This is a genomic window from Antarcticimicrobium luteum (assembly GCF_004358185.1).
Lineage (GTDB): Bacteria > Pseudomonadota > Alphaproteobacteria > Rhodobacterales > Rhodobacteraceae > Antarcticimicrobium > Antarcticimicrobium luteum.
The window spans coordinates 1-21,501 of sequence record NZ_SMUV01000034.1 but is presented as its reverse complement, the minus strand read 5'-3'; the positions used below and the strand labels follow the sequence as shown (position 1 = coordinate 21,501).

The 21,501-nt window shown below is 63.7% G+C and carries 19 protein-coding genes and 1 tRNA gene; 18 read left to right on the top strand and 2 right to left on the bottom strand.

What is annotated here, in order from left to right; all coding sequences use genetic code 11:
- On the top strand, positions 1–88 hold an 88-nt coding region (locus E1832_RS01315), incomplete at its 5' end, for an EF-Tu C-terminal domain-related protein (RefSeq protein ID WP_206020970.1).
- Between the two features lie 314 nt (positions 89–402).
- Positions 403–1,068, top strand: coding sequence for a CatB-related O-acetyltransferase (locus tag E1832_RS01310; protein ID WP_133357942.1), 666 nt, complete (start codon positions 403–405; stop codon positions 1,066–1,068).
- Here the strand turns inward: E1832_RS01310 and E1832_RS01305 are convergent.
- The gene (locus E1832_RS01305; protein WP_133357941.1) at positions 1,065–1,778 is read right to left on the bottom strand and encodes a lysophospholipid acyltransferase family protein; all 714 of its coding nucleotides are present in this window, start codon (positions 1,776–1,778) and stop codon (positions 1,065–1,067) included. The genes E1832_RS01310 and E1832_RS01305 overlap by 4 nt on opposite strands.
- 136 nt (positions 1,779–1,914) lie before the next feature.
- Between E1832_RS01305 and E1832_RS01300 the strand changes: the two genes are divergently transcribed.
- The 12 genes from E1832_RS01300 to E1832_RS01245 all read left to right on the top strand — a co-directional run bounded on the left by E1832_RS01300 (position 1,915) and on the right by E1832_RS01245 (position 17,159).
- Positions 1,915–1,990 (top strand) — tRNA-Trp (locus E1832_RS01300).
- Between the two features lie 255 nt (positions 1,991–2,245).
- Entirely contained in the window at positions 2,246–2,443 is a 198-nt protein-coding gene (secE, locus tag E1832_RS01295; protein ID WP_133357940.1) for a preprotein translocase subunit SecE, read from the top strand.
- A 211-nt stretch (positions 2,444–2,654) separates the two neighbouring features.
- Positions 2,655–3,188, top strand: a complete 534-nt coding sequence (nusG, locus tag E1832_RS01290; protein ID WP_133357939.1) for a transcription termination/antitermination protein NusG — start codon at positions 2,655–2,657, stop codon at positions 3,186–3,188.
- Between the two features lie 106 nt (positions 3,189–3,294).
- A complete protein-coding gene (gene rplK / locus E1832_RS01285) occupies positions 3,295–3,720 on the top strand; it encodes a 50S ribosomal protein L11 (RefSeq protein ID WP_133357938.1) in 426 nt (141 codons plus the stop codon).
- A gap of 1 nt (position 3,721) precedes the next feature.
- Positions 3,722–4,420, top strand: coding sequence for a 50S ribosomal protein L1 (gene rplA, locus E1832_RS01280; RefSeq protein WP_133357937.1), 699 nt, complete (start codon positions 3,722–3,724; stop codon positions 4,418–4,420).
- Between the two features lie 10 nt (positions 4,421–4,430).
- Positions 4,431–5,348: a glycosyltransferase family 2 protein gene (locus tag E1832_RS01275; protein WP_133357936.1), complete on the top strand. Its 918-nt coding sequence runs from the start codon at positions 4,431–4,433 to the stop codon at positions 5,346–5,348.
- 295 nt (positions 5,349–5,643) lie between these two features.
- Positions 5,644–6,162, top strand: a complete 519-nt coding sequence (gene rplJ / locus E1832_RS01270; protein ID WP_133357935.1) for a 50S ribosomal protein L10 — start codon at positions 5,644–5,646, stop codon at positions 6,160–6,162.
- An 81-nt stretch (positions 6,163–6,243) separates the two neighbouring features.
- Entirely contained in the window at positions 6,244–6,618 is a 375-nt protein-coding gene (rplL, locus tag E1832_RS01265) for a 50S ribosomal protein L7/L12 (protein ID WP_133357934.1), read from the top strand.
- Between the two features lie 255 nt (positions 6,619–6,873).
- A complete protein-coding gene (rpoB, locus tag E1832_RS01260; RefSeq protein ID WP_133357933.1) occupies positions 6,874–11,010 on the top strand; it encodes a DNA-directed RNA polymerase subunit beta in 4,137 nt (1,378 codons plus the stop codon).
- A gap of 87 nt (positions 11,011–11,097) precedes the next feature.
- Positions 11,098–15,339 carry a DNA-directed RNA polymerase subunit beta' gene (rpoC, locus tag E1832_RS01255; protein ID WP_133357932.1) on the top strand — a complete coding sequence of 1,414 codons (4,242 nt, stop codon included), beginning with the start codon at positions 11,098–11,100 and terminating at the stop codon, positions 15,337–15,339.
- 149 nt (positions 15,340–15,488) lie between these two features.
- Positions 15,489–16,295, top strand: a complete 807-nt coding sequence (locus tag E1832_RS01250) for a glycosyltransferase (protein ID WP_133357931.1) — start codon at positions 15,489–15,491, stop codon at positions 16,293–16,295.
- A gap of 3 nt (positions 16,296–16,298) precedes the next feature.
- The gene (locus E1832_RS01245) at positions 16,299–17,159 is read left to right on the top strand and encodes a DMT family transporter (protein ID WP_133357930.1); all 861 of its coding nucleotides are present in this window, start codon (positions 16,299–16,301) and stop codon (positions 17,157–17,159) included.
- Between the two features lie 3 nt (positions 17,160–17,162).
- Here the strand turns inward: E1832_RS01245 and E1832_RS01240 are convergent, their stop codons facing one another.
- A complete protein-coding gene (locus E1832_RS01240) occupies positions 17,163–17,972 on the bottom strand; it encodes a putative rhamnosyl transferase (protein ID WP_133357929.1) in 810 nt (269 codons plus the stop codon).
- A gap of 381 nt (positions 17,973–18,353) precedes the next feature.
- On the opposite strand from E1832_RS01240, the gene rpsL reads away from it, so the two are divergent.
- The 4 genes from rpsL to E1832_RS01220 form a co-directional block, all read left to right on the top strand.
- Positions 18,354–18,725, top strand: coding sequence for a 30S ribosomal protein S12 (gene rpsL, locus E1832_RS01235; RefSeq protein WP_005621086.1), 372 nt, complete (start codon positions 18,354–18,356; stop codon positions 18,723–18,725).
- A 12-nt stretch (positions 18,726–18,737) separates the two neighbouring features.
- Positions 18,738–19,208, top strand: coding sequence for a 30S ribosomal protein S7 (gene rpsG / locus E1832_RS01230; RefSeq protein ID WP_133357928.1), 471 nt, complete (start codon positions 18,738–18,740; stop codon positions 19,206–19,208).
- A gap of 21 nt (positions 19,209–19,229) precedes the next feature.
- The gene (gene fusA / locus E1832_RS01225; RefSeq protein ID WP_133357927.1) at positions 19,230–21,347 is read left to right on the top strand and encodes an elongation factor G; all 2,118 of its coding nucleotides are present in this window, start codon (positions 19,230–19,232) and stop codon (positions 21,345–21,347) included.
- 67 nt (positions 21,348–21,414) lie between these two features.
- Positions 21,415–21,501, top strand: an 87-nt coding sequence (locus tag E1832_RS01220; protein ID WP_133357806.1) for a GTP-binding protein, incomplete at its 3' end; no start/stop codon positions are given.

The window sequence follows — 21,501 nt, the reverse complement described above, 5'->3', positions numbered from 1 at the left end:
GATCGCCATGGAAGACGGCCTGCGTTTCGCCATCCGTGAAGGCGGCCGCACCGTCGGTGCCGGCGTCGTCTCGAAAATCATCGAGTAACAGGGTGGCAGCCGGGTTTCCCTGAAAACCGGCGAGAGCCCACACCGTAGATGTTTGAAAGGGCCGCTCCAGATGGGGCGGCCCTTTCCTTGACCGGGCCGGACCGGATCTGGGCGGCCGTATTTTTGGCACGAGAAGAAGACGCAGCCTGCCCTCTCCTCTCACTGTAAACGTCCCCGCCGGCGGCAAGCCGCGTCAGCGGCTTTTCTCCGCCGCGCGTTGCCGCTACCCTGCGGGCAACAATGGAGGCTCCGGTGACCACATCTCTCTGACCCCGTCGCAAATGATTCCCGACCGCAACAGAGAGGCCCGCCATGCCCGATATTCCCACGCCCGATTTTCCAACGCCCGACACCCGCCATCCCGTCCGCCTGCCCGACGGCAGCCGGCATCCGGGCACCGTCTTTCTCAGATCCGCCGTCGACCATCCGCGCTGGGAGGTGGGCGAGTACAGCTATGCCAGCGCCTTTGATCCGCCCGCAGACTGGGCGGCGCATCTGGCCCCGTACCTGTTCGACTTCTCGCCCGAGCGGCTGGTGATCGGCCGGTTTTGCCAGATCGCCGACGGGGTGCGTTTCATCACAGCCTCGGCCAATCACCGCTATGACGGGTTCTCGTCCTTTCCCTTTGCGATCTTCGACGGGCCGACGCCCGGCCGCCCCTCGTTGCCGCAGGGGCCGGGTCCGGATACGCGGATCGGTCATGACGTCTGGATCGGGCAGGGCGCGCGCATCCTGCCCGGCGCGCGGCTGGGCAGCGGTGTGATCGTCGGCGCCGGGGCGGTGGTGACGGGCGAGGTGCCGCCCTATGCGGTGGTGGCGGGCAATCCGGCGCGGGTGGTGCGGATGCGCTTTGACGCCGCGACCGTCGCGCGGCTGCTGGTCCTCGCCTGGTGGGATTGGCCGATCGACCGTATCCGGGCCGCCGAGGCGGCGATCTGCGGCGCCGACCTCGACGCCCTGGAACGCGCCGCGCCCTAGGTCCGGTCGGGGGCGCGCCGCGCCGGCACCGGGCGGCCCGCCGCCCGGTCGCTGTCGTCGGCGACCGCGTCCAGCGTCGCCTCGAAATCGCGCCGCAGCGCTTCCAGTTCCGCCTCATCGGCCTTGCGCGGCACCGTGCAGGTCCATTCCGCGCAGCGGAACACGCCGCGGCTGAACGGCGCCGGCATCCACATCCGGTCCCAGGTCGGAAACTCCACCACCCGGTTGGCCGAGAAGCTCACCGCGAACACCCGTTTTCCGGAACTCCGCGCCCAGATCAGCGGCACCGTCGAGCTGACCCGCGCCGGCCCACGCGGCCCGTCCGCGGCGATGGCGACTGAAACCCCCTCGCGCATTCGCCGCAGCACCTCGCGCGACAGCGCCACATGCCGCTTGTGGCTGGACATCGAGATATTCTCCCAGTCGAACCGCTGCAGCAACACGCCGACCAGCCGCCCGCCGCGGCCCGCCGAGGTCAGCGAACAGATCGGCCCCAGCGAGCGGTCGAACATATAGGGCGCCATCATCATACGCTGGTGCCAGACCACGAAGATCACCGGCTCACCAGCGGCCAGCGCGCGGTCCATCTCCTCGAACCCCTCGCGCCGCCAGCGCGACGTCGCATGGGCAAACCGGATATAGCCCGCGAACAGCCCGCTGATGGCGCGGGCGAACCAGGCGCTGTTCATGACTTTCCTGCGCAGGCTCATGCGCGGCCCCCCCCTGCTTGTGCCGGAGGTCAGTCATAGTGATCCCTGCGCCCGGGGCAATGCCGTTCGGACCGCCGCAGAGGCAGATTTCCTCTTGTGTCCCGTCGCCTGCTGCCATAAATCAGGCCCCGGCCTTAGGGGTATAGCTCAGCTGGTAGAGCGACGGTCTCCAAAACCGTAGGTCGCGGGTTCGAACCCTGCTGCCCCTGCCATTTTCCCTCGGATTGAACCTTGAGCGGTGCCGCGTGGCGCCGGACATCAGACCGACCGCGCCGGTCGTCCTGGCCACCGCCGCCGTGACCGCCGCCGTGTACGAAATCGCCCCCGAACTCCCCAACCGGAGGGATCTGGCCGCCGGGGCCGGGGCGCTGGCTGTACGGTCCGCCCGGCGAATTCCCCAATCCCCGGCTTGAATTCCGCGCCCCGCCCGGTTATGTGCGCCTTTGATTCAGACAGGATTTCCGCCCATGGCCACCACCAACCCGATCCAGTTCATCCAGCAGGTCCGCGCCGAGGTCGCCAAGGTTGTCTGGCCGACCCGCCGCGAGGTTCTGCTGACCACGGTGATGGTGTTCATCATGGCCGCCCTGACCGCGACGTTTTTCGCCCTGGTCGATCTGCTGATCCGCTCGGGCCTGCAGGGCATCCTGACCTTCTTCGGCTAGCCCCGCGCGCGGGGCGAAATCGGCCCTGCCCCCTTGATCATTTCGGCCCATGGCTGTAGGTGAGCCCCTACCTTTGGGGTATGGCGTGCGGCGATTCGAGTTGCGCGCCGCTTTTTATTCCGGGGCTGGCGGATTAGCCGCTTGGGAATTTTACAGAAAATCGGTGCCCCGGATGCGGTCGCACCGGATCAGGACAAGGACATCAGGGCTCATGGCGAAGCGGTGGTACTCGGTCAGCGTTCTTTCCAACTTCGAGAAGAAGATCGCGGAACAGATCAGAACCGCTGCGGCAGAGAACGGCCTTGAGGACGAGATCGACGAGGTGCTGGTGCCCACCGAAGAGGTGATCGAGGTGCGGCGCGGCAAGAAGGTCACGACCGAGCGGCGGTTCATGCCCGGCTACGTGCTGGTGCATATGGAAATGTCGGACCGCGGCTATCACCTGATCAACTCGATCAACCGCGTCACCGGCTTTCTTGGCCCGCAGGGCCGCCCGATGCCGATGCGCGATGCCGAGGTGAACCAGATCCTGAACCGCGTTCAGGAGGGCGAGGAAGCCCCGCGGACCCTGATCCACTATGAGATCGGCGAGCGGGTCAAGGTCAACGACGGGCCGTTCGAGGACTTCGACGGCATGATCGAGGAAGTGGACGAAGACAACCAGCGCCTCAAGGTGTCGGTGTCGATCTTTGGCCGGGAAACCCCGGTCGAACTGGAATTCACGCAGGTCACCAAGCAGATCTGACGTGAGGTGAGCGTGGGAGGGTGCCGGCGACGCGTCGCGGGGGCCCGGACCACACAACGAAAACCCGAGGAACGCGTTCCGAGGGTGTTGGAAAGGAGAAAGGCCAATGGCCAAGAAACTCGTCGGGAGCATGAAGCTTCAGGTCCCCGCCGGTCAGGCGAACCCCTCCCCGCCGGTCGGTCCGGCGCTGGGTCAGCGCGGCATCAACATCATGGAATTCTGCAAGGCGTTCAACGCCAAGACTGCGGATATGGAGCCCGGCGCGCCGTGCCCGACCGTGATCACCTACTATCAGGACAAGTCCTTTACGATGGACATCAAGACGCCGCCGGCGTCGTTCTACCTGAAGAAGGCCGCAAAGCTGAAATCGGGCGCCAACAACCCCGGTCGTGAGACCGTCGGGTCGGTGACCGTCGCACAGGTGCGCGAGATCGCCGAAGCCAAGATGAAGGATCTGAACGCCAACGATATCGAGGCGGCGATGCAGATCATCCTGGGCTCTGCCCGCTCCATGGGCATCGAGGTGAAGTAATATGGCAAAGCTTGGAAAACGTACCCGCGCCGCCCGCGAAGCCTTTGCCGGCAAGGAAAACCTGTCGGTCGAGGATGCTGTCGCCCTGGTCAAGAGCTCGGCTTCGGCCAAGTTCGACGAAACCATCGAGATCGCGGTGAACCTCGGGGTTGACCCGCGTCACGCCGACCAGATGGTCCGCGGCGTCGTCGGCCTGCCGAACGGCACCGGCAAGACCATGCGCGTCGCCGTCTTCGCCCGTGGCCCCAAGGCCGATGAGGCGAAAGCGGCCGGTGCGGACATCATCGGCGCCGAGGATCTGATGGAAACCGTCCAGAGCGGCACCATCGAGTTCGACCGCTGCATCGCCACCCCGGACATGATGCCGATCGTCGGCCGTCTGGGCAAGGTGCTGGGTCCGCGCAACCTGATGCCGAACCCCAAGGTCGGCACCGTGACCATGGACGTGGCGCAGGCCGTCAAGGACGCCAAGGGCGGTCAGGTTCAGTTCAAGGTCGAGAAGGCCGGTGTGGTCCATGCCGGTGTCGGCAAGGCGTCGTTCGACAACGCCAAGCTGGTCGAGAACGTGCGGGCTTTCGTCGGCGCCGTGGCTCGGGCCAAGCCGGCTGGTGCCAAGGGCACCTACATGAAGAAGATCGCTCTCAGCTCGACCATGGGCCCGGGCGTTTCGATCGACGTGGCTGACGCCTCGGGCGAATAGAGCTGATCGCATGCAGGGGGAATGGCGCGCCGCCGCAATCCTGAGGGAAAGCCTGGACGATACGCTTCGCTTTGTGGCGTGGTATCTGGACCAGGGCGCGCATTCGCTGCTGCTGCTGTTCGACAATCCCCAGGACCCCGCCATCGGGGTCCTGGGGGATCATCCCCGGATCGAGTGCGTGCCCTGCACGCCGGAGTTCTGGGAGATGCTGGGCCGGGCGCCCGATTCCAATTTCCCAAAACGCCAGAATGCCGCGCTGACCTGGGCCTATCTCCGGACCGAGGAGCCCTGGTTCCTGAACGTGGACGCGGACGAGTTCCTGTATCTGGAGGGGCGCAGTATCGCCACGCTGCTGGCCGCGCAATCGGCCGGGATCGAGGCGGTGCGCGTGGAAACCGCCGAGGTGGTGCGCCCGGACGTGCCCCGGGACAGGCTTTTGTTCCGGCTGCCGATGCCGCGCGAAGCGGCGCGCCATGTCTATGGCGATAACGCCGCGTTGTTCGGGCCGCGCCGGCTGGGGCTGATCGGGCATCCGCAGGGTAAATCGGCCACCCGCACCGGGCTGGGAGAGGTGCGCGTGCGCCAGCACTGGGTCGCGCGTCCGGATGGGGCGCCGGTGACCGAGCGCGTCGTCGGGGCGGCACAGCGCGGGTTTCTGCTGCATATGATCGGCTATGACTTCGACGCCTGGCGCCGCAAGCTGGAGTGGCGATCGGACTCGCGGGGGTTCACGACGCCGCTCACCCGCCGGATCGAGACTGCGATCGCCTCGGATGCGCCGGAGGCACGGTTGCGCGTGCTCTATGACGCGATGCACAAGGCGGATGACGCCATGCTTGCCCGGCTGGACGAGGTCGGCGCGCGGCTGGATCTGGCGCTGGACCTGGACGCGCCGCGGCGCGCGGCATTCGGCGGGACCGAAGGTTAATTGCCAATTGATATGGCGCACATGCGATTTACCCCTTGGAAACCGGCGCGATCCGGCCTAGGAAGACACGCGAGGCAAAGCGCGCGATTCGTCGTGCGCTTTTCTTCGTTTCGTCCAAGACGGCGGGTGGCCGGTGGCCTTAATCTCCTGCCTGAGACGGGAAAGACCAGATTGGCCGGGGGCTTTGCCTTCGGGCGGTTTTTGGCTCAACCCCGTATTTCGGACCTGAACGCCGGGCCTGGCCCGGCAAACATGAGCCGGGGCGCGGGAATGCGTCCCAAACTTGGAGAGAACTGTGGATAGAGCCCAGAAAGAGAAAGTGGTCGAGGAACTCGGCCAAATCTTCGAAAGCTCTGGCGTTGTGGTGGTTGCCCACTACACCGGTCTGACAGTTGCCGAGATGCAGGATCTGCGCGCGCGTGCAAGCGAAGCGGGTGGATCAGTGCGTGTTGCCAAGAACAGGCTCGCCAAAATCGCCCTTGAGGGTAAGCCCTGCGCAAGCATCGCTGACCTGCTGACCGGCATGACCGTTCTGACCTATTCCGAGGATCCTGTGGCTGCGGCCAAGGTTGCCGAGGGCTTCGCCAAGGAGAACAAAAAGTTCGAAATCCTTGGCGGTGCAATGGGAGAGAACGCTCTTGATCGGGCCGGTGTCGAGGCCGTGTCGAAAATGCCGTCGCGCGAGGAGCTCATCGCTTCCATCGCCGGCTGCATCGGCGCACCCGCCTCCAACATCGCCGGGGCAATTGGCGCACCTGCAAGCAATATCGCAAGCATCCTTTCGACCATCGAAGAGAGGGCGGAGGCCGCGTAAGCGGAACGCGACTTGTACTGACCGGCGTAGGGCAGGCGTCCTGACGTTGGAACACACATCAAAACGGAAAGAGCTGATAAAATGGCTGATCTGAAGAAACTGGCAGAAGAGATCGTTGGTCTGACCCTGCTCGAAGCACAAGAACTGAAAACCATCCTGAAGGATGAGTACGGCATCGAGCCCGCCGCAGGCGGCGCTGTGATGATGGCTGGCCCGGCGGATGCCGGCGCAGCTGCCGAAGAAGAAAAAACCGAATTCGACGTCGTTCTGAAGAACGCCGGCGCTTCGAAAATCAACGTGATCAAAGAAGTTCGCGCGCTGACCGGCCTGGGCCTGAAAGAAGCCAAGGAACTGGTCGAAGCCGGCGGCAAGATCAAAGAAGGCGTGTCGAAAGACGAAGCCGAAGAAGTCAAAGGCAAGCTGGAAGCAGCTGGCGCCGAAGTCGAAGTGGCCTGAGCCACATCGGTGCGCGGCGCGAGCCGACGGTAGCGAACTTGGCTGGATCCGGGGAACCCCGGGTCCAGCCGAACCTGTCTCAGAAAGGGCCCAGGGCGGGGCCGGACCCTTTCTAAGGCGTGGTTCAGGGATCGGGAAGGCCGCCAGTCGGGACGGCGGCCGCGAATTGATCCGAACACGTGATCTCGTATGGGCAAGCGGCCGTGGCCCGGCGGCTGTCTTGCCCGGTGAGAAACTGAAAAGGTGACCACTGACATGGCGCAAACCTTCCTCGGCCAGAAACGTCTTCGCAAATATTACGGCAAGATTCGCGAAGTCCTGGAGATGCCGAACCTCATCGAGGTTCAGAAATCGTCCTATGAGCTGTTCCTGAAATCCGGCGATCAGCCCGATCCGCAGGACGGCGAGGGCATCAAAGGCGTGTTCCAGTCGGTCTTTCCGATCAAGGACTTCAATGAGACGGCGGTTCTGGAGTTCGTGAAGTACGAACTGGAAAAGCCGAAGTACGACGTCGAGGAATGCATGCAGCGCGACATGACCTACAGCGCGCCGCTGAAGGTCACGCTGCGTCTGATCGTGTTCGATATCGACGAGGATACCGGCGCCAAGTCGGTCAAGGACATCAAGGAGCAGGACGTGTTCATGGGGGACATGCCCCTGATGACGCCGAACGGCACCTTTGTCGTAAACGGGACCGAGCGGGTGATCGTGTCGCAGATGCACCGGTCGCCGGGCGTATTCTTCGACCATGACAAGGGCAAGACGCACAGCTCGGGCAAGCTGCTGTTCGCCTGCCGCATCATTCCCTACCGCGGCTCGTGGCTGGATTTCGAATTCGACGCCAAGGACATCGTCTTTGCGCGCATCGACCGGCGCCGCAAACTGCCGGTGACGACCCTGCTTTATGCGCTGGGACTCGATCAGGAATCCATCATGGATGCCTATTACGAGACCGTCACCTATACCCTGCGCAAGGGCGCGGGCTGGGTCACGCCGTTCTTCCCCGAGCGTGTGCGCGGCACCCGTCCGACCTATGACCTGGTCGATGCCGCCACTGGCGAGATCATCGCCGAGGCCACCAAGAAGGTGACCCCGCGCGCGGTCAAGAAGCTGATCGACGAAGGCTCGGTGACCGACCTGCTGGTGCCGTTCGAGCATATCGTCGGCAAATTCGTGGCCAAGGACATCATCAACGAAGAAACCGGCGCGATCTATGTCGAGGCTGGCGATGAGCTGACGCTGGAATACGACAAGGCCGGCGATCTGATCGGCGGTTCGGTCAAAGAGCTGATCGATGCAGGCGTCACCGAGATCCCGGTGCTGGACATCGACAATATCAATGTCGGCCCCTATATCCGCAACACCATGGCGATGGACAAGAACATGGGCCGCGATACCGCGCTCACGGACATCTATCGCGTGATGCGCCCGGGCGAGCCGCCCACCGTCGAGGCCGCCAGCGCGCTGTTCGACACGTTGTTCTTCGACAACGAGCGCTATGACCTCAGCGCCGTTGGCCGGGTCAAGATGAACATGCGTCTGGCGCTGGACAAGCCGGACAGCCAGCGCACGCTGGACCGCGAGGACATCGTCGCCTGCATCAAGGCGCTGGTGGAACTGCGCGACGGCAAGGGCGACATCGACGACATCGACCACCTGGGCAACCGCCGGGTGCGCTCGGTCGGCGAGCTGATGGAGAACCAGTATCGCGTCGGTCTGCTGCGGATGGAGCGCGCCATCAAGGAGCGCATGTCGTCGGTCGAGATCGACACGGTGATGCCGCAGGATCTGATCAACGCCAAACCGGCCGCCGCCGCGGTGCGCGAATTCTTCGGCTCGTCGCAGCTGTCGCAGTTCATGGACCAGACCAACCCGCTGTCGGAAGTCACCCACAAACGCCGCCTCTCGGCGCTTGGCCCGGGCGGTCTGACCCGTGAGCGCGCGGGCTTCGAGGTCCGCGACGTGCACCCGACCCACTATGGCCGGATGTGCCCGATCGAGACGCCGGAAGGGCCGAACATCGGTCTGATCAACTCGCTGGCGACCTTTGCCCGGGTGAACAAGTACGGTTTCATCGAAACCCCCTATCGCGTCGTCAAGGACAGCCATGTGACCGATGAGGTCCATTACATGTCCGCGACCGAGGAAATGCGCCACACCGTGGCGCAGGCCAACGCGACGCTGGACGAGAACGGCAACTTCATCAACGATCTGGTCAGCACCCGCCAGTCGGGCGATTATACCCTGGCGCCGCGTGAAAACGTGGACCTGATCGACGTCAGCCCGAAACAGCTGGTGTCGGTTGCGGCCTCGCTGATCCCGTTCCTGGAAAACGACGACGCCAACCGCGCGCTGATGGGCTCGAACATGCAGCGTCAGGCGGTGCCGCTGCTGCGGGCCGAGGCGCCGCTGGTGGGCACCGGCATCGAGGGCAAGGTCGCCATCGATAGCGGCGCCGCGATCCAGGCCCGCCGGGCCGGCGTGATCGACCAGGTCGATGCGCAGCGGATCGTGATCCGCGCCACCGAGGATCTGGAACTGGGCGACGCGGGCGTGGACATCTACCGTCTGCGCAAATTCCAGCGGTCGAACCAGAATACCTGCATCAACCAGCGCCCGCTGGTGAAGGTGGGCCAGACCGTCGAAAAGGGCGAGGTGGTCGCCGACGGCCCGTCCACCGACATGGGAGAGCTGGCACTGGGCAAGAACGTCGTCGTCGCCTTCATGCCCTGGAACGGTTACAACTACGAGGACTCGATCCTGATCTCCGAGCGCATCTCGCGCGATGACGTCTTCACCTCGGTCCATATCGAGGAATTCGAAGTCGCGGCCCGCGATACCAAGCTGGGGCCGGAAGAGATCACCCGCGACATCCCGAACGTGGGCGAAGAGGCGCTGCGCAACCTCGACGAGGCCGGCATCGTCTATATCGGCGCCGATGTGGAGCCGGGCGATATTCTTGTCGGCAAGATCACCCCCAAGGGTGAAAGCCCGATGACCCCGGAGGAGAAGCTGCTGCGCGCCATCTTCGGCGAAAAGGCCAGCGACGTGCGCGACACCTCGCTGCGGGTGAAGCCGGGCGATTTCGGCACCGTGGTCGAGGTGCGTGTGTTCAACCGTCACGGCGTCGAGAAGGACGAGCGCGCCCTGCAGATCGAGCGCGAAGAGGTCGAGCGTCTGGCGCGTGACCGCGACGACGAGCTGACGATCCTGGATCGCAACATCTATGCCCGGCTGAAAACGCTGATCCTGGGCAAGACCGTTGCCAAGGGGCCGAAGGGGGTCAAGTCCGGCTCGGAAATCACCGAAGAGCTGCTGGACAACCTCAGCCGCGGCCAGTGGTGGCAGCTGGCGCTGGCCGAAGAGGCCGACGCGCAGATCGTCGAGGCCCTGAACGAGCAGTACGAGGCGCAGAAACGCGCGCTCGACGCCCGCTTCGAGGACAAGGTCGAAAAGGTCCGCCGCGGCGACGACCTGCCGCCGGGCGTGATGAAGATGGTCAAGGTCTTTGTCGCGGTGAAGCGCAAGCTGCAACCGGGCGACAAGATGGCCGGCCGCCACGGCAACAAGGGCGTCATTTCCCGTGTTGTGCCGATGGAGGACATGCCGTTCCTTGCCGACGGGACGCCGGTCGATTTCTGCCTCAACCCGCTGGGCGTGCCGTCGCGTATGAACGTCGGTCAGATCCTGGAAACCCATATGGGCTGGGCCGGGCGCGGTCTGGGGCTGAAAATCGACGACGCGCTGCAGGACTATCGCCGCTCGGGCGATCTGACACCTGTGCGCGAGGCGATGCGCCACGCCTATGGCGAGGATGTCTATGAAGAGGGCATCGTCGGCATGGACGAGGATCGTCTGGTCGAGGCGGCCGGCAATGTCACCCGCGGGGTTCCGATCGCCACGCCGGTCTTTGACGGCGCGAAAGAGGCCGACGTGAACGACGCGCTGCGGCGCGCCGGCTTTGACACCTCGGGTCAGTCGATCCTGTTCGACGGCCGCACCGGCGAGCAATTCGCCCGCCCGGTCACCGTGGGCATGAAGTACCTGCTGAAACTGCACCACCTGGTGGACGACAAGATCCACGCGCGGTCTACCGGGCCCTACAGCCTGGTTACCCAGCAACCGTTGGGCGGCAAGGCGCAGTTCGGTGGTCAGCGTTTCGGGGAGATGGAGGTCTGGGCACTGGAAGCCTATGGCGCCGCCTACACCCTGCAGGAGATGCTGACGGTCAAGTCGGACGACGTGGCCGGCCGGACCAAGGTCTATGAAAGCATCGTCAAGGGCGAGGACAACTTCGAGGCCGGCGTGCCCGAATCCTTCAACGTTCTGGTGAAGGAAGTCCGCGGCCTCGGCCTGAACATGGAACTCCTGGATGCGGAGGAAGAGGACTAACGCGCGGGTTTGCCCCGCCCCGCGACCATGTCGCGGGGCAGGGACCGATCCAGTGCCTCTCCACCGCCAGCCTCTAAGGATTAGAAAATGAACCAGGAAATCACGAATAACCCGTTCAACCCGCTGACCCCGCCCAAGGTCTTTGACGAAATCAAGGTCTCGCTTGCCTCGCCGGAACGGATCCTGTCGTGGTCCTATGGCGAGATCAAGAAGCCGGAAACCATCAACTACCGCACGTTCAAGCCCGAGCGTGACGGGCTGTTCTGCGCGCGCATCTTCGGTCCGATCAAGGATTACGAATGCCTGTGCGGCAAGTACAAGCGGATGAAATACCGCGGCGTCGTCTGCGAGAAATGCGGTGTCGAGGTGACGCTGCAAAAAGTCCGCCGCGAGCGGATGGGCCATATCGAGCTGGCCTCGCCCGTCGCCCATATCTGGTTCCTGAAATCGCTGCCCAGCCGCATCGGTCTGATGCTGGACATGACGCTGCGCGATCTCGAGCGGGTGCTCTATTTCGAGAACTACGTGGTGATCGAACCCGGTCTGACCGATCTGTCCTATGGCCAGATGCTGACTGAAGAAGAGTTCATGGACGCGCAGGACGCCTACGGCATGGACGCCTTTACGGCGAACATCGGCGCCGAGGCGATCCGCGAGATGCTGCAGAACATCGACCTGGAGGCCGAGGCCGAGCAGCTGCGCGCCGATCTGGCCGAGGCCACCGGCGAGCTGAAACCGAAGAAGATCATCAAACGTCTGAAAGTGGTCGAGAGCTTCCTGGAATCGGGCAACCGCCCGGAATGGATGATCATGACCGTGATCCCGGTCATCCCGCCCGAGCTGCGCCCGCTGGTGCCGCTGGACGGCGGCCGGTTCGCCACCTCGGACCTGAACGACCTCTATCGCCGGGTGATCAACCGGAACAACCGTCTGAAGCGGCTGATCGAGCTGCGCGCGCCCGACATCATCGTCCGCAACGAAAAGCGGATGCTGCAGGAATCGGTCGACGCCCTCTTTGACAACGGTCGTCGTGGCCGCGTCATCACCGGGGCCAACAAACGCCCGCTGAAGTCGCTGTCGGACATGCTCAAGGGCAAGCAGGGTCGCTTCCGTCAGAACCTTCTGGGTAAGCGGGTCGACTTCTCCGGCCGTTCGGTCATCGTGACCGGGCCGGAGCTGAAACTGCACCAGTGCGGGCTGCCCAAGAAGATGGCCCTGGAGCTGTTCAAACCGTTCATCTATTCGCGGCTGGAGGCCAAGGGCCTTTCCTCGACCGTGAAACAGGCCAAGAAACTGGTCGAGAAAGAGCGGCCGGAGGTCTGGGACATCCTCGACGAGGTGATCCGCGAACACCCGGTGATGCTGAACCGTGCGCCGACGCTGCACCGTCTCGGCATCCAGGCGTTCGAACCGATTCTGATCGAGGGCAAGGCGATCCAGCTGCACCCGCTGGTCTGCTCGGCCTTCAACGCCGACTTTGACGGTGACCAGATGGCCGTGCACGTGCCGCTGAGCCTTGAGGCGCAGCTGGAGGCGCGCGTCCTGATGATGTCCACGAACAACGTGCTGTCGCCCGCCAATGGCGCGCCGATCATCGTGCCGTCGCAGGATATGATCCTGGGTCTCTACTATGTGACCCTGGAACGCGAAGGCATGCCCGGCGAGGGCAAGATCTTTGGCTCGATCGACGAGGTCCAGCACGCGCTGGACGCCGGCGCGGTGCATCTGCACACCAAGATCACCGCGCGGATCACCCAGATCGACGAAGAGGGCAACGAGGTTCTCAAGCGCTATGAGACCACCCCGGGCCGCGTGCGTCTGGGCGCGCTGCTGCCGCTCAACGCCAAGGCGCCGTTCGAGCTGGTCAACCGGCTGCTGCGGAAGAAAGAGGTGCAGCAGGTCATCGACACCGTCTACCGCTATTGCGGGCAGAAAGAGTCGGTCATCTTCTGTGATCAGATCATGACCATGGGCTTCCGCGAGGCGTTCAAGGCCGGCATCTCCTTTGGCAAGGACGACATGGTGATTCCGGAGGCGAAATGGCCGATCGTCGAGGAAACCCGCGATCAGGTTAAGGACTTTGAACAGCAGTACATGGACGGCCTGATCACTCAGGGCGAAAAGTACAACAAGGTCGTCGATGCCTGGTCGAAGTGTAACGACCGCGTCACCGAGGCGATGATGAATTCGATCTCGGCGGTCAAGTACGACGAGAACGGCGCCGCGATGGAGCCGAACTCGGTCTACATGATGGCCCACTCCGGCGCGCGGGGCTCGGTCACGCAGATGAAGCAGCTGGGCGGGATGCGCGGCCTGATGGCCAAGCCGAACGGCGACATCATCGAGACGCCGATCATCTCGAACTTCAAAGAAGGTCTGACCGTGCTGGAGTACTTCAACTCCACCCACGGCGCGCGGAAGGGTCTGTCCGACACCGCGCTGAAGACTGCGAACTCGGGGTATCTGACGCGGCGTCTGGTGGACGTGGCGCAGGACTGTATCGTCCGGATGAAGGATTGCGGCACCGAGAACGCCATTACCGTCGAGGCGGCGGTCAACGACGGCGAGGTTGTCTCCAGCCTGAGCGAGCGGATTCTGGGCCGTGTCACGGCCGAGGATGCCGTCAAGCCGGGCACCGACGAGGTGATCGCCGCTGTCGGCCAGCTGATCGATGAACGGACCGCTGACGCGATCGAGGAATCGGGTCTGCAAAGCATCCGCATCCGCAGCCCGCTGACCTGCGAGGCCGAAGAAGGCGTCTGTGCCATGTGCTATGGCCGTGACCTGGCGCGCGGTACGCTGGTGAACCAGGGCGAGGCCGTGGGCATCATCGCGGCGCAGTCGATCGGCGAGCCGGGCACGCAGCTGACCATGCGGACCTTCCACATCGGCGGCGTCGCCCAGGGTGGTCAGCAATCGTTCCAGGAGGCCGGTCAGGACGGTGTGATTGCCTTCGAGAACTCCAGCCTGCTGGAAAACGCAGCCGGCGAACCGCTGGTCATGGGCCGCAACATGAAGTTGCTGATCAATGACGAGCATGGCGAGGAACGGGCCAGCTTTAAGCTTGGCTATGGCACCAAGCTGTTCGTGAAGGAGGGTGCCAAGATCGCGCGCGGCGACAAGCTGTTCGAGTGGGATCCCTACACCCTTCCGATCATCGCCGAAAAGGCGGGGACGGCGAAGTTTGTCGACCTGGTTTCGGGCGTCGCCGTGCGCGACGAGACCGATGATGCCACCGGCATGACCCAGAAGATCGTGATCGACTGGCGCGCCGCGCCCAAGGGCAACGAACTCAAGCCCGAGATCATTCTGGTCGATGCCGATGGCGAACCGGTGCGCAACGATGCCGGTAACCCGGTGACCTATCCGATGTCGGTGGACGCGATCCTGTCGATCGAGGAAGGCCAGGAGGTCCAGGCCGGCGACGTGGTTGCGCGTATCCCGCGCGAGGGCGCCAAGACCAAGGACATCACCGGCGGTCTGCCGCGGGTGGCGGAACTGTTCGAGGCGCGCCGTCCGAAGGACCACGCGATCATTGCCGAGATCGACGGCTACGTGCGGTTCGGACGCGACTACAAGAACAAGCGCCGGATCACCATCGAAGCCGCCGACGAGAGCATGGAGCCCGTGGAATACATGGTGCCCAAGGGCAAGCACATCCCGGTGCAGGAAGGCGACTTCGTGCAGAAGGGTGACTACATCATGGACGGCAACCCGGCGCCGCATGACATCCTGTCGATCATGGGTGTCGAGGCCCTGGCCAACTACATGATCGACGAGGTGCAGGACGTCTATCGACTGCAGGGCGTGAAGATCAACGACAAGCATATCGAAGTGATCGTCCGCCAGATGCTGCAGAAATGGGAGATCCTGGACAGCGGCGAGACCACCCTTCTGAAGGGCGAGCATGTCGACAAGCAGGAATTCGACGCGATGAACGAGAAGACCATCGCGAAGGGCGGTCGTCCGGCACAGGGCGAGCCGATCCTGCTGGGGATCACCAAGGCGTCGCTGCAGACCCGCAGCTTCATCTCGGCGGCCTCGTTCCAGGAGACCACCCGCGTGCTCACCGAGGCCTCGGTTCAGGGCAAGAGGGACAAGCTGGTCGGTCTCAAGGAGAACGTGATCGTCGGCCGGCTGATTCCGGCAGGGACCGGCGGGGCGACCAAGCTTGTGCGCCGTATCGCGCAGGAGCGCGACAATGTCGTGATCGAAGCGCGCCGGGAAGAGGCAGAGGCGGCCGCGGCGCTGGCCGCGCCGAGCGAAGAGGACATCATCGGCGGCGACGCGTTCGACACGCTGGTCGATACCCCCGAAAGCCGCGACTGATCCACGGCCCTCGGGCCCGATCCTGAAAAACCCGGCCCCCCGCAGCAACCGCTGCGGGGGGCTTTCTTTATCGGCTGCCGGACCGATTGCCGCTTTTCTTCCGGCGCTGTCCGGTGTTTGCTGTGCCCGGTTCGAAAGGGAGCGCGGGCATGGACCGGAAGGTCAGGACAGTGGGGCTGCTCAGGTTTTCGGTGCTGACGCCCACCTATTACTCGGAGCGGTTCAAGACGCTGGAGGACACCGCCGCGCATCTGTTCGCGCCGGAGCGGATGGCGCTGCGGTTCCGGCTGTTCGAAGAGCTTTGCCTGCCGTCGCTGACCGGGCAGACCGACCCGGATTTCGACATGGTGGTGCTGACCGCGGAGAGCATGCCGGATCGCTATCTGGAGCGGCTGGTCGATCTGATCGAACCGCTGCCCAATATCCACTGCCTGCCGGTGGGGACCGGAAACCACTATAAACTGCTGCAAAGGGGCTATAACGCCGTCCCGCATGACGACTGCACCCACCGGATCCTGTTCCGGCTGGATGACGATGACGCGCTGGACAAAAATTTCGTCAAGCGGACCAAGCGGCTCGCCGGGGGGCTGATGAAGCTGAACGGGCCGAAAACGCCCTTTGTGATCGCCTATAACCGCGGCTTCTATGTGCGCTCGACCGGGGCGCAGACCGAGGTGTTCGACGCCTGCGAGCGGGCGCCGCTTTCGACCGGGACGACGCTGGTCGCGCCGGTGGGACACGGGGCCAACCCCTATCGCTTCAATCACCGCAAGCTGGCGCAGCATTTCAACACTTACTCGGATATTTCGGTGCCGGCGTTCATCCGCACCATCCATGGCGACAACAAATCGAACCCGGCGCAGATGGGCCTGTCTCACAAGCTGGCCGAGGCGGAGATCGAGGCGCAGTTGCAGATCCATTTCGATACGACGCTGACCCGGCTGCGGACGCTCTGAGCGATGATGCCCAATGCCAGAGGCGCGCTGCTTATGATGGGCAGCATGGCTGCCTTCACGATCAACGACACCTGTGTGAAGGCGACCCATGGCGCCTTGCCGCTGTTGCAGCTTCTGACGCTGCGCGGGCTGATCAGCTCGCTGCTGCTGTATCTTCTGGCCCGGCGGCTGGGCGCGCTACATCTGCGGATGTCGCGCAGCGACGCCGGCCTCCTGGCGGTTCGCTGTCTGGTCGAGGTGGCGGCGGCCTATTTCTTTCTGACCGCGCTGATGAACATGCCGCTGGCCAATGTCACCGCCGTGTTGCAGGTGCTGCCACTGACCGTGACCCTGGGGGCCGCGCTGTTCTTTGGCGAGCGGGTGGGCTGGCGGCGGATGCTGGCGATCGGGCTGGGGTTTGGCGGCATGCTGCTGATCGTGCGCCCGGGGCCCGAGGGGTTCAGTCAGCATGCGCTCTACGCGCTGGGTGCGGTGGGCTGCGTGACGGTGCGCGATCTGGTGACCCGGCGGATGTCCGCCGAGGTGTCGTCGATGGTCGTGACGCTGGCATCGGCGCTGGCGGTCTGCGTGGCGGCGGGGCTGGCCTCGGTCTGGGTGGACTGGGTTCCGCTGACGGCAAGAACCGCGTCGCTGATCGGGACGTCGTCGTTCTTCGTGATGCTGGGATACCTGCTTAGCGTGATGGTGATGCGGGTGGGCGAGGTCTCGTTCACCGCGCCGTTCCGCTATACCGGGCTGGTCTGGGCGCTGGGGCTGGGCTGGGCGGTGTTCGGCCACTGGCCCGAGCCGCTGACGCTGATCGGCGCCTCGATCGTCGCGGCCGCCGGGCTCTTTACCTTCTATCGCGGGCGGGCCGCGTCCTGACCCTCAGGCGCCGCCATAGACACGGCGCACGTGATCGGCATCCACGTTATAGACCTTTCTGAACAGCGCCTCCTGGGTGGCATCCAGTGGCGCAAGCGCGATCGGCGTGACCCCGGGTTTCTGCCGGGAATCGTTGTGGTCGTTGTGCCCGCGCAGCAGCATGTCCTCGCCGGTAAAGCTGACGGTGGGCATCATCTGCGGCAGCTTCTGATGCGCGAAGTTCATCACCGTGAGCCTGACCGAGGGCTTGAACATCAGCGCCAGCGCGGCCGTGGTGCAAGGGCGCCGGGTGGGCGTGGCCGACAGCCCCCCGGGGCCGGACCCCACGATATAGCCCTGATTGAAGTCGATGGCGATGTGACGGTGGCGCCGAGCCAGTTTGTGCAGGTCATGGGCGGCGTCGCGCAGACGCTCGACATAGGCACAGGCGACCCCGTCGTCGTCATCCATGCGAAACTGCAGGCAGGGCTCCTTGTCGAACCGCCGCAGCGAATTGATCGCCTCCTGCATGACCTGACGGTGTTTCCCGGGCGGATGGGTCTGGATCACCGCCTGGGGCAGGTCGGCCAGCAGCGCGCGCAGCCGCTCCATATAGGGGGCGGGCAGGCTGTCGCCGGTGACCACCAGCAGGGTGAAGTCGGGGTCGGTCTGGGCGCGCAGCGGCGGCAGGGTCAGGGTTTCAAAGGTGCGAAACCGCGTCTCCATCCGGTCGGGGTCATAAAGAAAGGCGGCCCGCGCCTCCAGAGTGTCATGCTCCACCTGAAAGCCGCCGAGACCCAGATAGGAGAACCGGCAAATTCCGATGACCTGCATGTCAAATGCCCCTTGTGCCGGCGCGGCGCCGGGTTCATGTTCCGGTTGCACTGTCGCAATGGCGCCGCCGGATGACAAGCGGACAGGATCGGTGTCCGCAGGGGCCAATGCCCGCCAACGGCTGTTGACAGTCCCCGCGACTCCCCATATACGGCCCGCTATCTCGGCACCGGGGGTCGCCCCACAGCCGACTTCATATTGAAGTGGTCAAGATCCAGGCCCTTTTACAGCCTCGATCCTCTGATAACCCACCGCGTCGTTCACCTCGGAATGGGAACGATTGCGGTTTTTGCGCTTGCGGACGCGTATGGCGCACGAGATTGGAACCGCACGCACATGCGTGCACTGACACATGTGTTGCGAAACGGGGAAAGAACCGGAATGCCAACGATTCAGCAGCTGATCCGCAAGCCGCGGCAGCCCAAAGTGAAACGCTCGAAGTCCATGCACCTGGAGCAGTGCCCGCAGAAACGCGGCGTCTGCACGCGTGTCTACACCACCACGCCGAAGAAACCGAACTCGGCCATGCGGAAAGTCGCCAAGGTGCGCCTGACCAACGGCTTCGAAGTCATCAGCTACATCCCGGGGGAAAGCCATAACCTCCAGGAGCACTCGGTCGTGCTGATTCGCGGCGGTCGGGTCAAAGACCTTCCCGGTGTGCGCTATCACATTCTGCGTGGTGTTCTGGATACCCAGGGCGTCAAAGACCGTAAGCAGCGTCGTTCGAAATACGGCGCGAAGCGTCCCAAGTAAGGAGAGAGCGAGATGTCCCGTCGTCACGCCGCCGAGAAGCGCGAAATTCTGCCTGACGCCAAGTATGGCGACCGCGTTCTGACCAAATTCATGAACAATCTGATGATCGACGGCAAGAAGTCGGTCGCAGAGACGATCGTCTACAATGCGCTGGATCGCGTTGAAGGCAAGATCAAGCGCGCGCCCGTCGAGGTGTTCCACGAGGCGCTGGACAACATCAAGCCGTCCGTCGAGGTGCGCTCGCGCCGCGTCGGTGGTGCCACCTATCAGGTGCCGGTCGAAGTGCGCCCCGAGCGCCGCGAAGCTCTGGCCATCCGCTGGCTGATCAACGCCTCGCGCTCGCGCAACGAGAACACGATGGAAGAGCGCCTGGCGGGCGAGCTTATGGACGCTGTCCAGTCCCGCGGGTCGGCCGTGAAAAAGCGCGAAGACACCCACAAGATGGCAGAGGCCAACAAGGCCTTCTCGCATTACCGCTGGTAACCCCTTAGAGGCTACAGACTCATGGCACGCGAATATCCGCTCGACCGCTACCGCAACTTTGGCATCATGGCCCATATCGACGCAGGCAAGACCACCTGCTCGGAACGGATCCTGTTCTACACCGGCAAATCCCACAACATCGGTGAGGTGCACGATGGTGCGGCCACCATGGACTGGATGGAGCAAGAGCAGGAACGCGGGATCACCATCACCTCGGCGGCGACCACCACCTTCTGGGAACGCACCGAGGATGGCGCCACGCCCGACACGGCCAAGCACCGGATGAACATCATCGACACCCCCGGCCACGTCGACTTCACCATTGAAGTCGAGCGTTCGCTGGCGGTTCTCGATGGTGCGGTTGCCGTTCTCGACGCCAATGCCGGCGTCGAGCCGCAGACCGAAACCGTCTGGCGCCAGGCCGACCGCTACAAGGTGCCGCGCATCGTTTTTGTCAACAAGATGGACAAGATCGGCGCCGACTTCTTCAACTGTGTGCACATGATCAAGGATCGTACCGGCGCCATTCCGGCCCCGATTCAGATCCCGATCGGTGCCGAGAACGAGCTGGAAGGCATTGTCGACCTGGTTACCATGGAAGAATGGGTCTGGGCCGGTGAAGACCTGGGCGCATCCTGGGAAAAACGTCCGATCCGCGATAGCCTGAAGGCGACCGCGGAGGAATGGCGCGCGACCCTGATCGAGACCGCCGTCGAAATGGACGACGACGCGATGGAGGCCTATCTGGAGGGCGAAGAGCCCGACGTGCCGACGCTGCGCCGCCTGATCCGTGCCGGCACCCTGGCGATCAAGTTCATTCCGGTCCTTTGCGGCTCGGCCTTCAAGAACAAGGGTGTGCAGCCGCTGCTGAATGCCGTGATCGACTATCTGCCCAGCCCGATGGACGTGGTCGACTACATGGGCTTCAAGCCGGGCGACGAGACGGAAACCCGGAGCATCCCCCGTCGCGCGGATGACGGCATGCCGTTTGCCGGTCTGGCGTTCAAGATCATGAACGACCCCTTTGTCGGCTCGCTGACCTTCACCCGGATTTATTCGGGCGTCCTGAGCAAGGGCGACTCGATCCTGAACTCCACGAAGGGCAAGAAAGAGCGCATCGGCCGTATGATGATGATGCACTCGAACAACCGTGAAGAGATCGAAGAAGCCTTTGCGGGCGACATCATCGCCTTGGCGGGCCTGAAGGACACCACCACCGGTGACACCCTGTGCGACGCCAAGGATCCGGTGGTTCTGGAAACCATGACCTTCCCCGACCCGGTGATCGAGATCGCGGTCGAACCCAAGACCAAGGCAGACCAGGAAAAGATGTCCCAGGGTCTGGCGCGTCTGGCCGCCGAAGATCCCTCGTTCCGCGTCGAAACGGATCTGGAATCCGGGCAGACCATCATGAAGGGCATGGGCGAACTGCATCTCGACATTCTGGTCGATCGCCTGAAGCGTGAATTCAAGGTCGAGGCCAACATCGGTGCGCCGCAGGTGGCCTATCGCGAGACCATCGGTCACGAGATCGAGCACACCTATACCCACAAGAAACAGTCGGGTGGGTCGGGCCAGTTCGCCGAGGTCAAAATGGTCATTTCGCCAACAGAACCGGGCGAAGGTTACTCGTTTGAGTCCAAGATCGTTGGGGGCGCCGTTCCCAAGGAATATATTCCGGGTGTTGAGAAAGGCATCAAATCGGTCATGGACAGCGGCCCGCTTGCCGGCTTCCCTGTGATCGATTTCAAGGTGGCGCTGCTCGACGGCAAGTTCCACGACGTTGACTCCAGCGTCCTGGCCTTCGAGATCGCCGGACGGATGTGCATGCGCGAAGGTCTGCGCAAGGCTGGCGCCAAGCTGCTGGAACCGGTGATGAAGGTCGAGGTGATCTCGCCCGAAGATTACACCGGCAACGTCATCGGTGATTTGACGTCCCGTCGCGGTCAGGTGACCGGGCAGGAGCAGCGCGGCAACGCCATCGCCATCGCCGCCTTTGTGCCGCTGGCCAACATGTTCGGCTACATCAACACGCTGCGCTCGATGTCCTCGGGCCGTGCGAACTTCACGATGCAGTTCGACCACTACGACCCGGTGCCGCAGAACATCAGCGACGAGATCCAGGCGAAATACGCCTAAGGCGCAAAACGAGATAGCAGCATGCGCGGACTGACCGCGCATCGCTCCAACCGAAAAGGAGGCCATCATGGCAAAGGAAAAGTTTGATCGCACGAAACCGCACGTCAACATCGGCACCATTGGCCACGTTGACCACGGCAAGACGACGCTGACG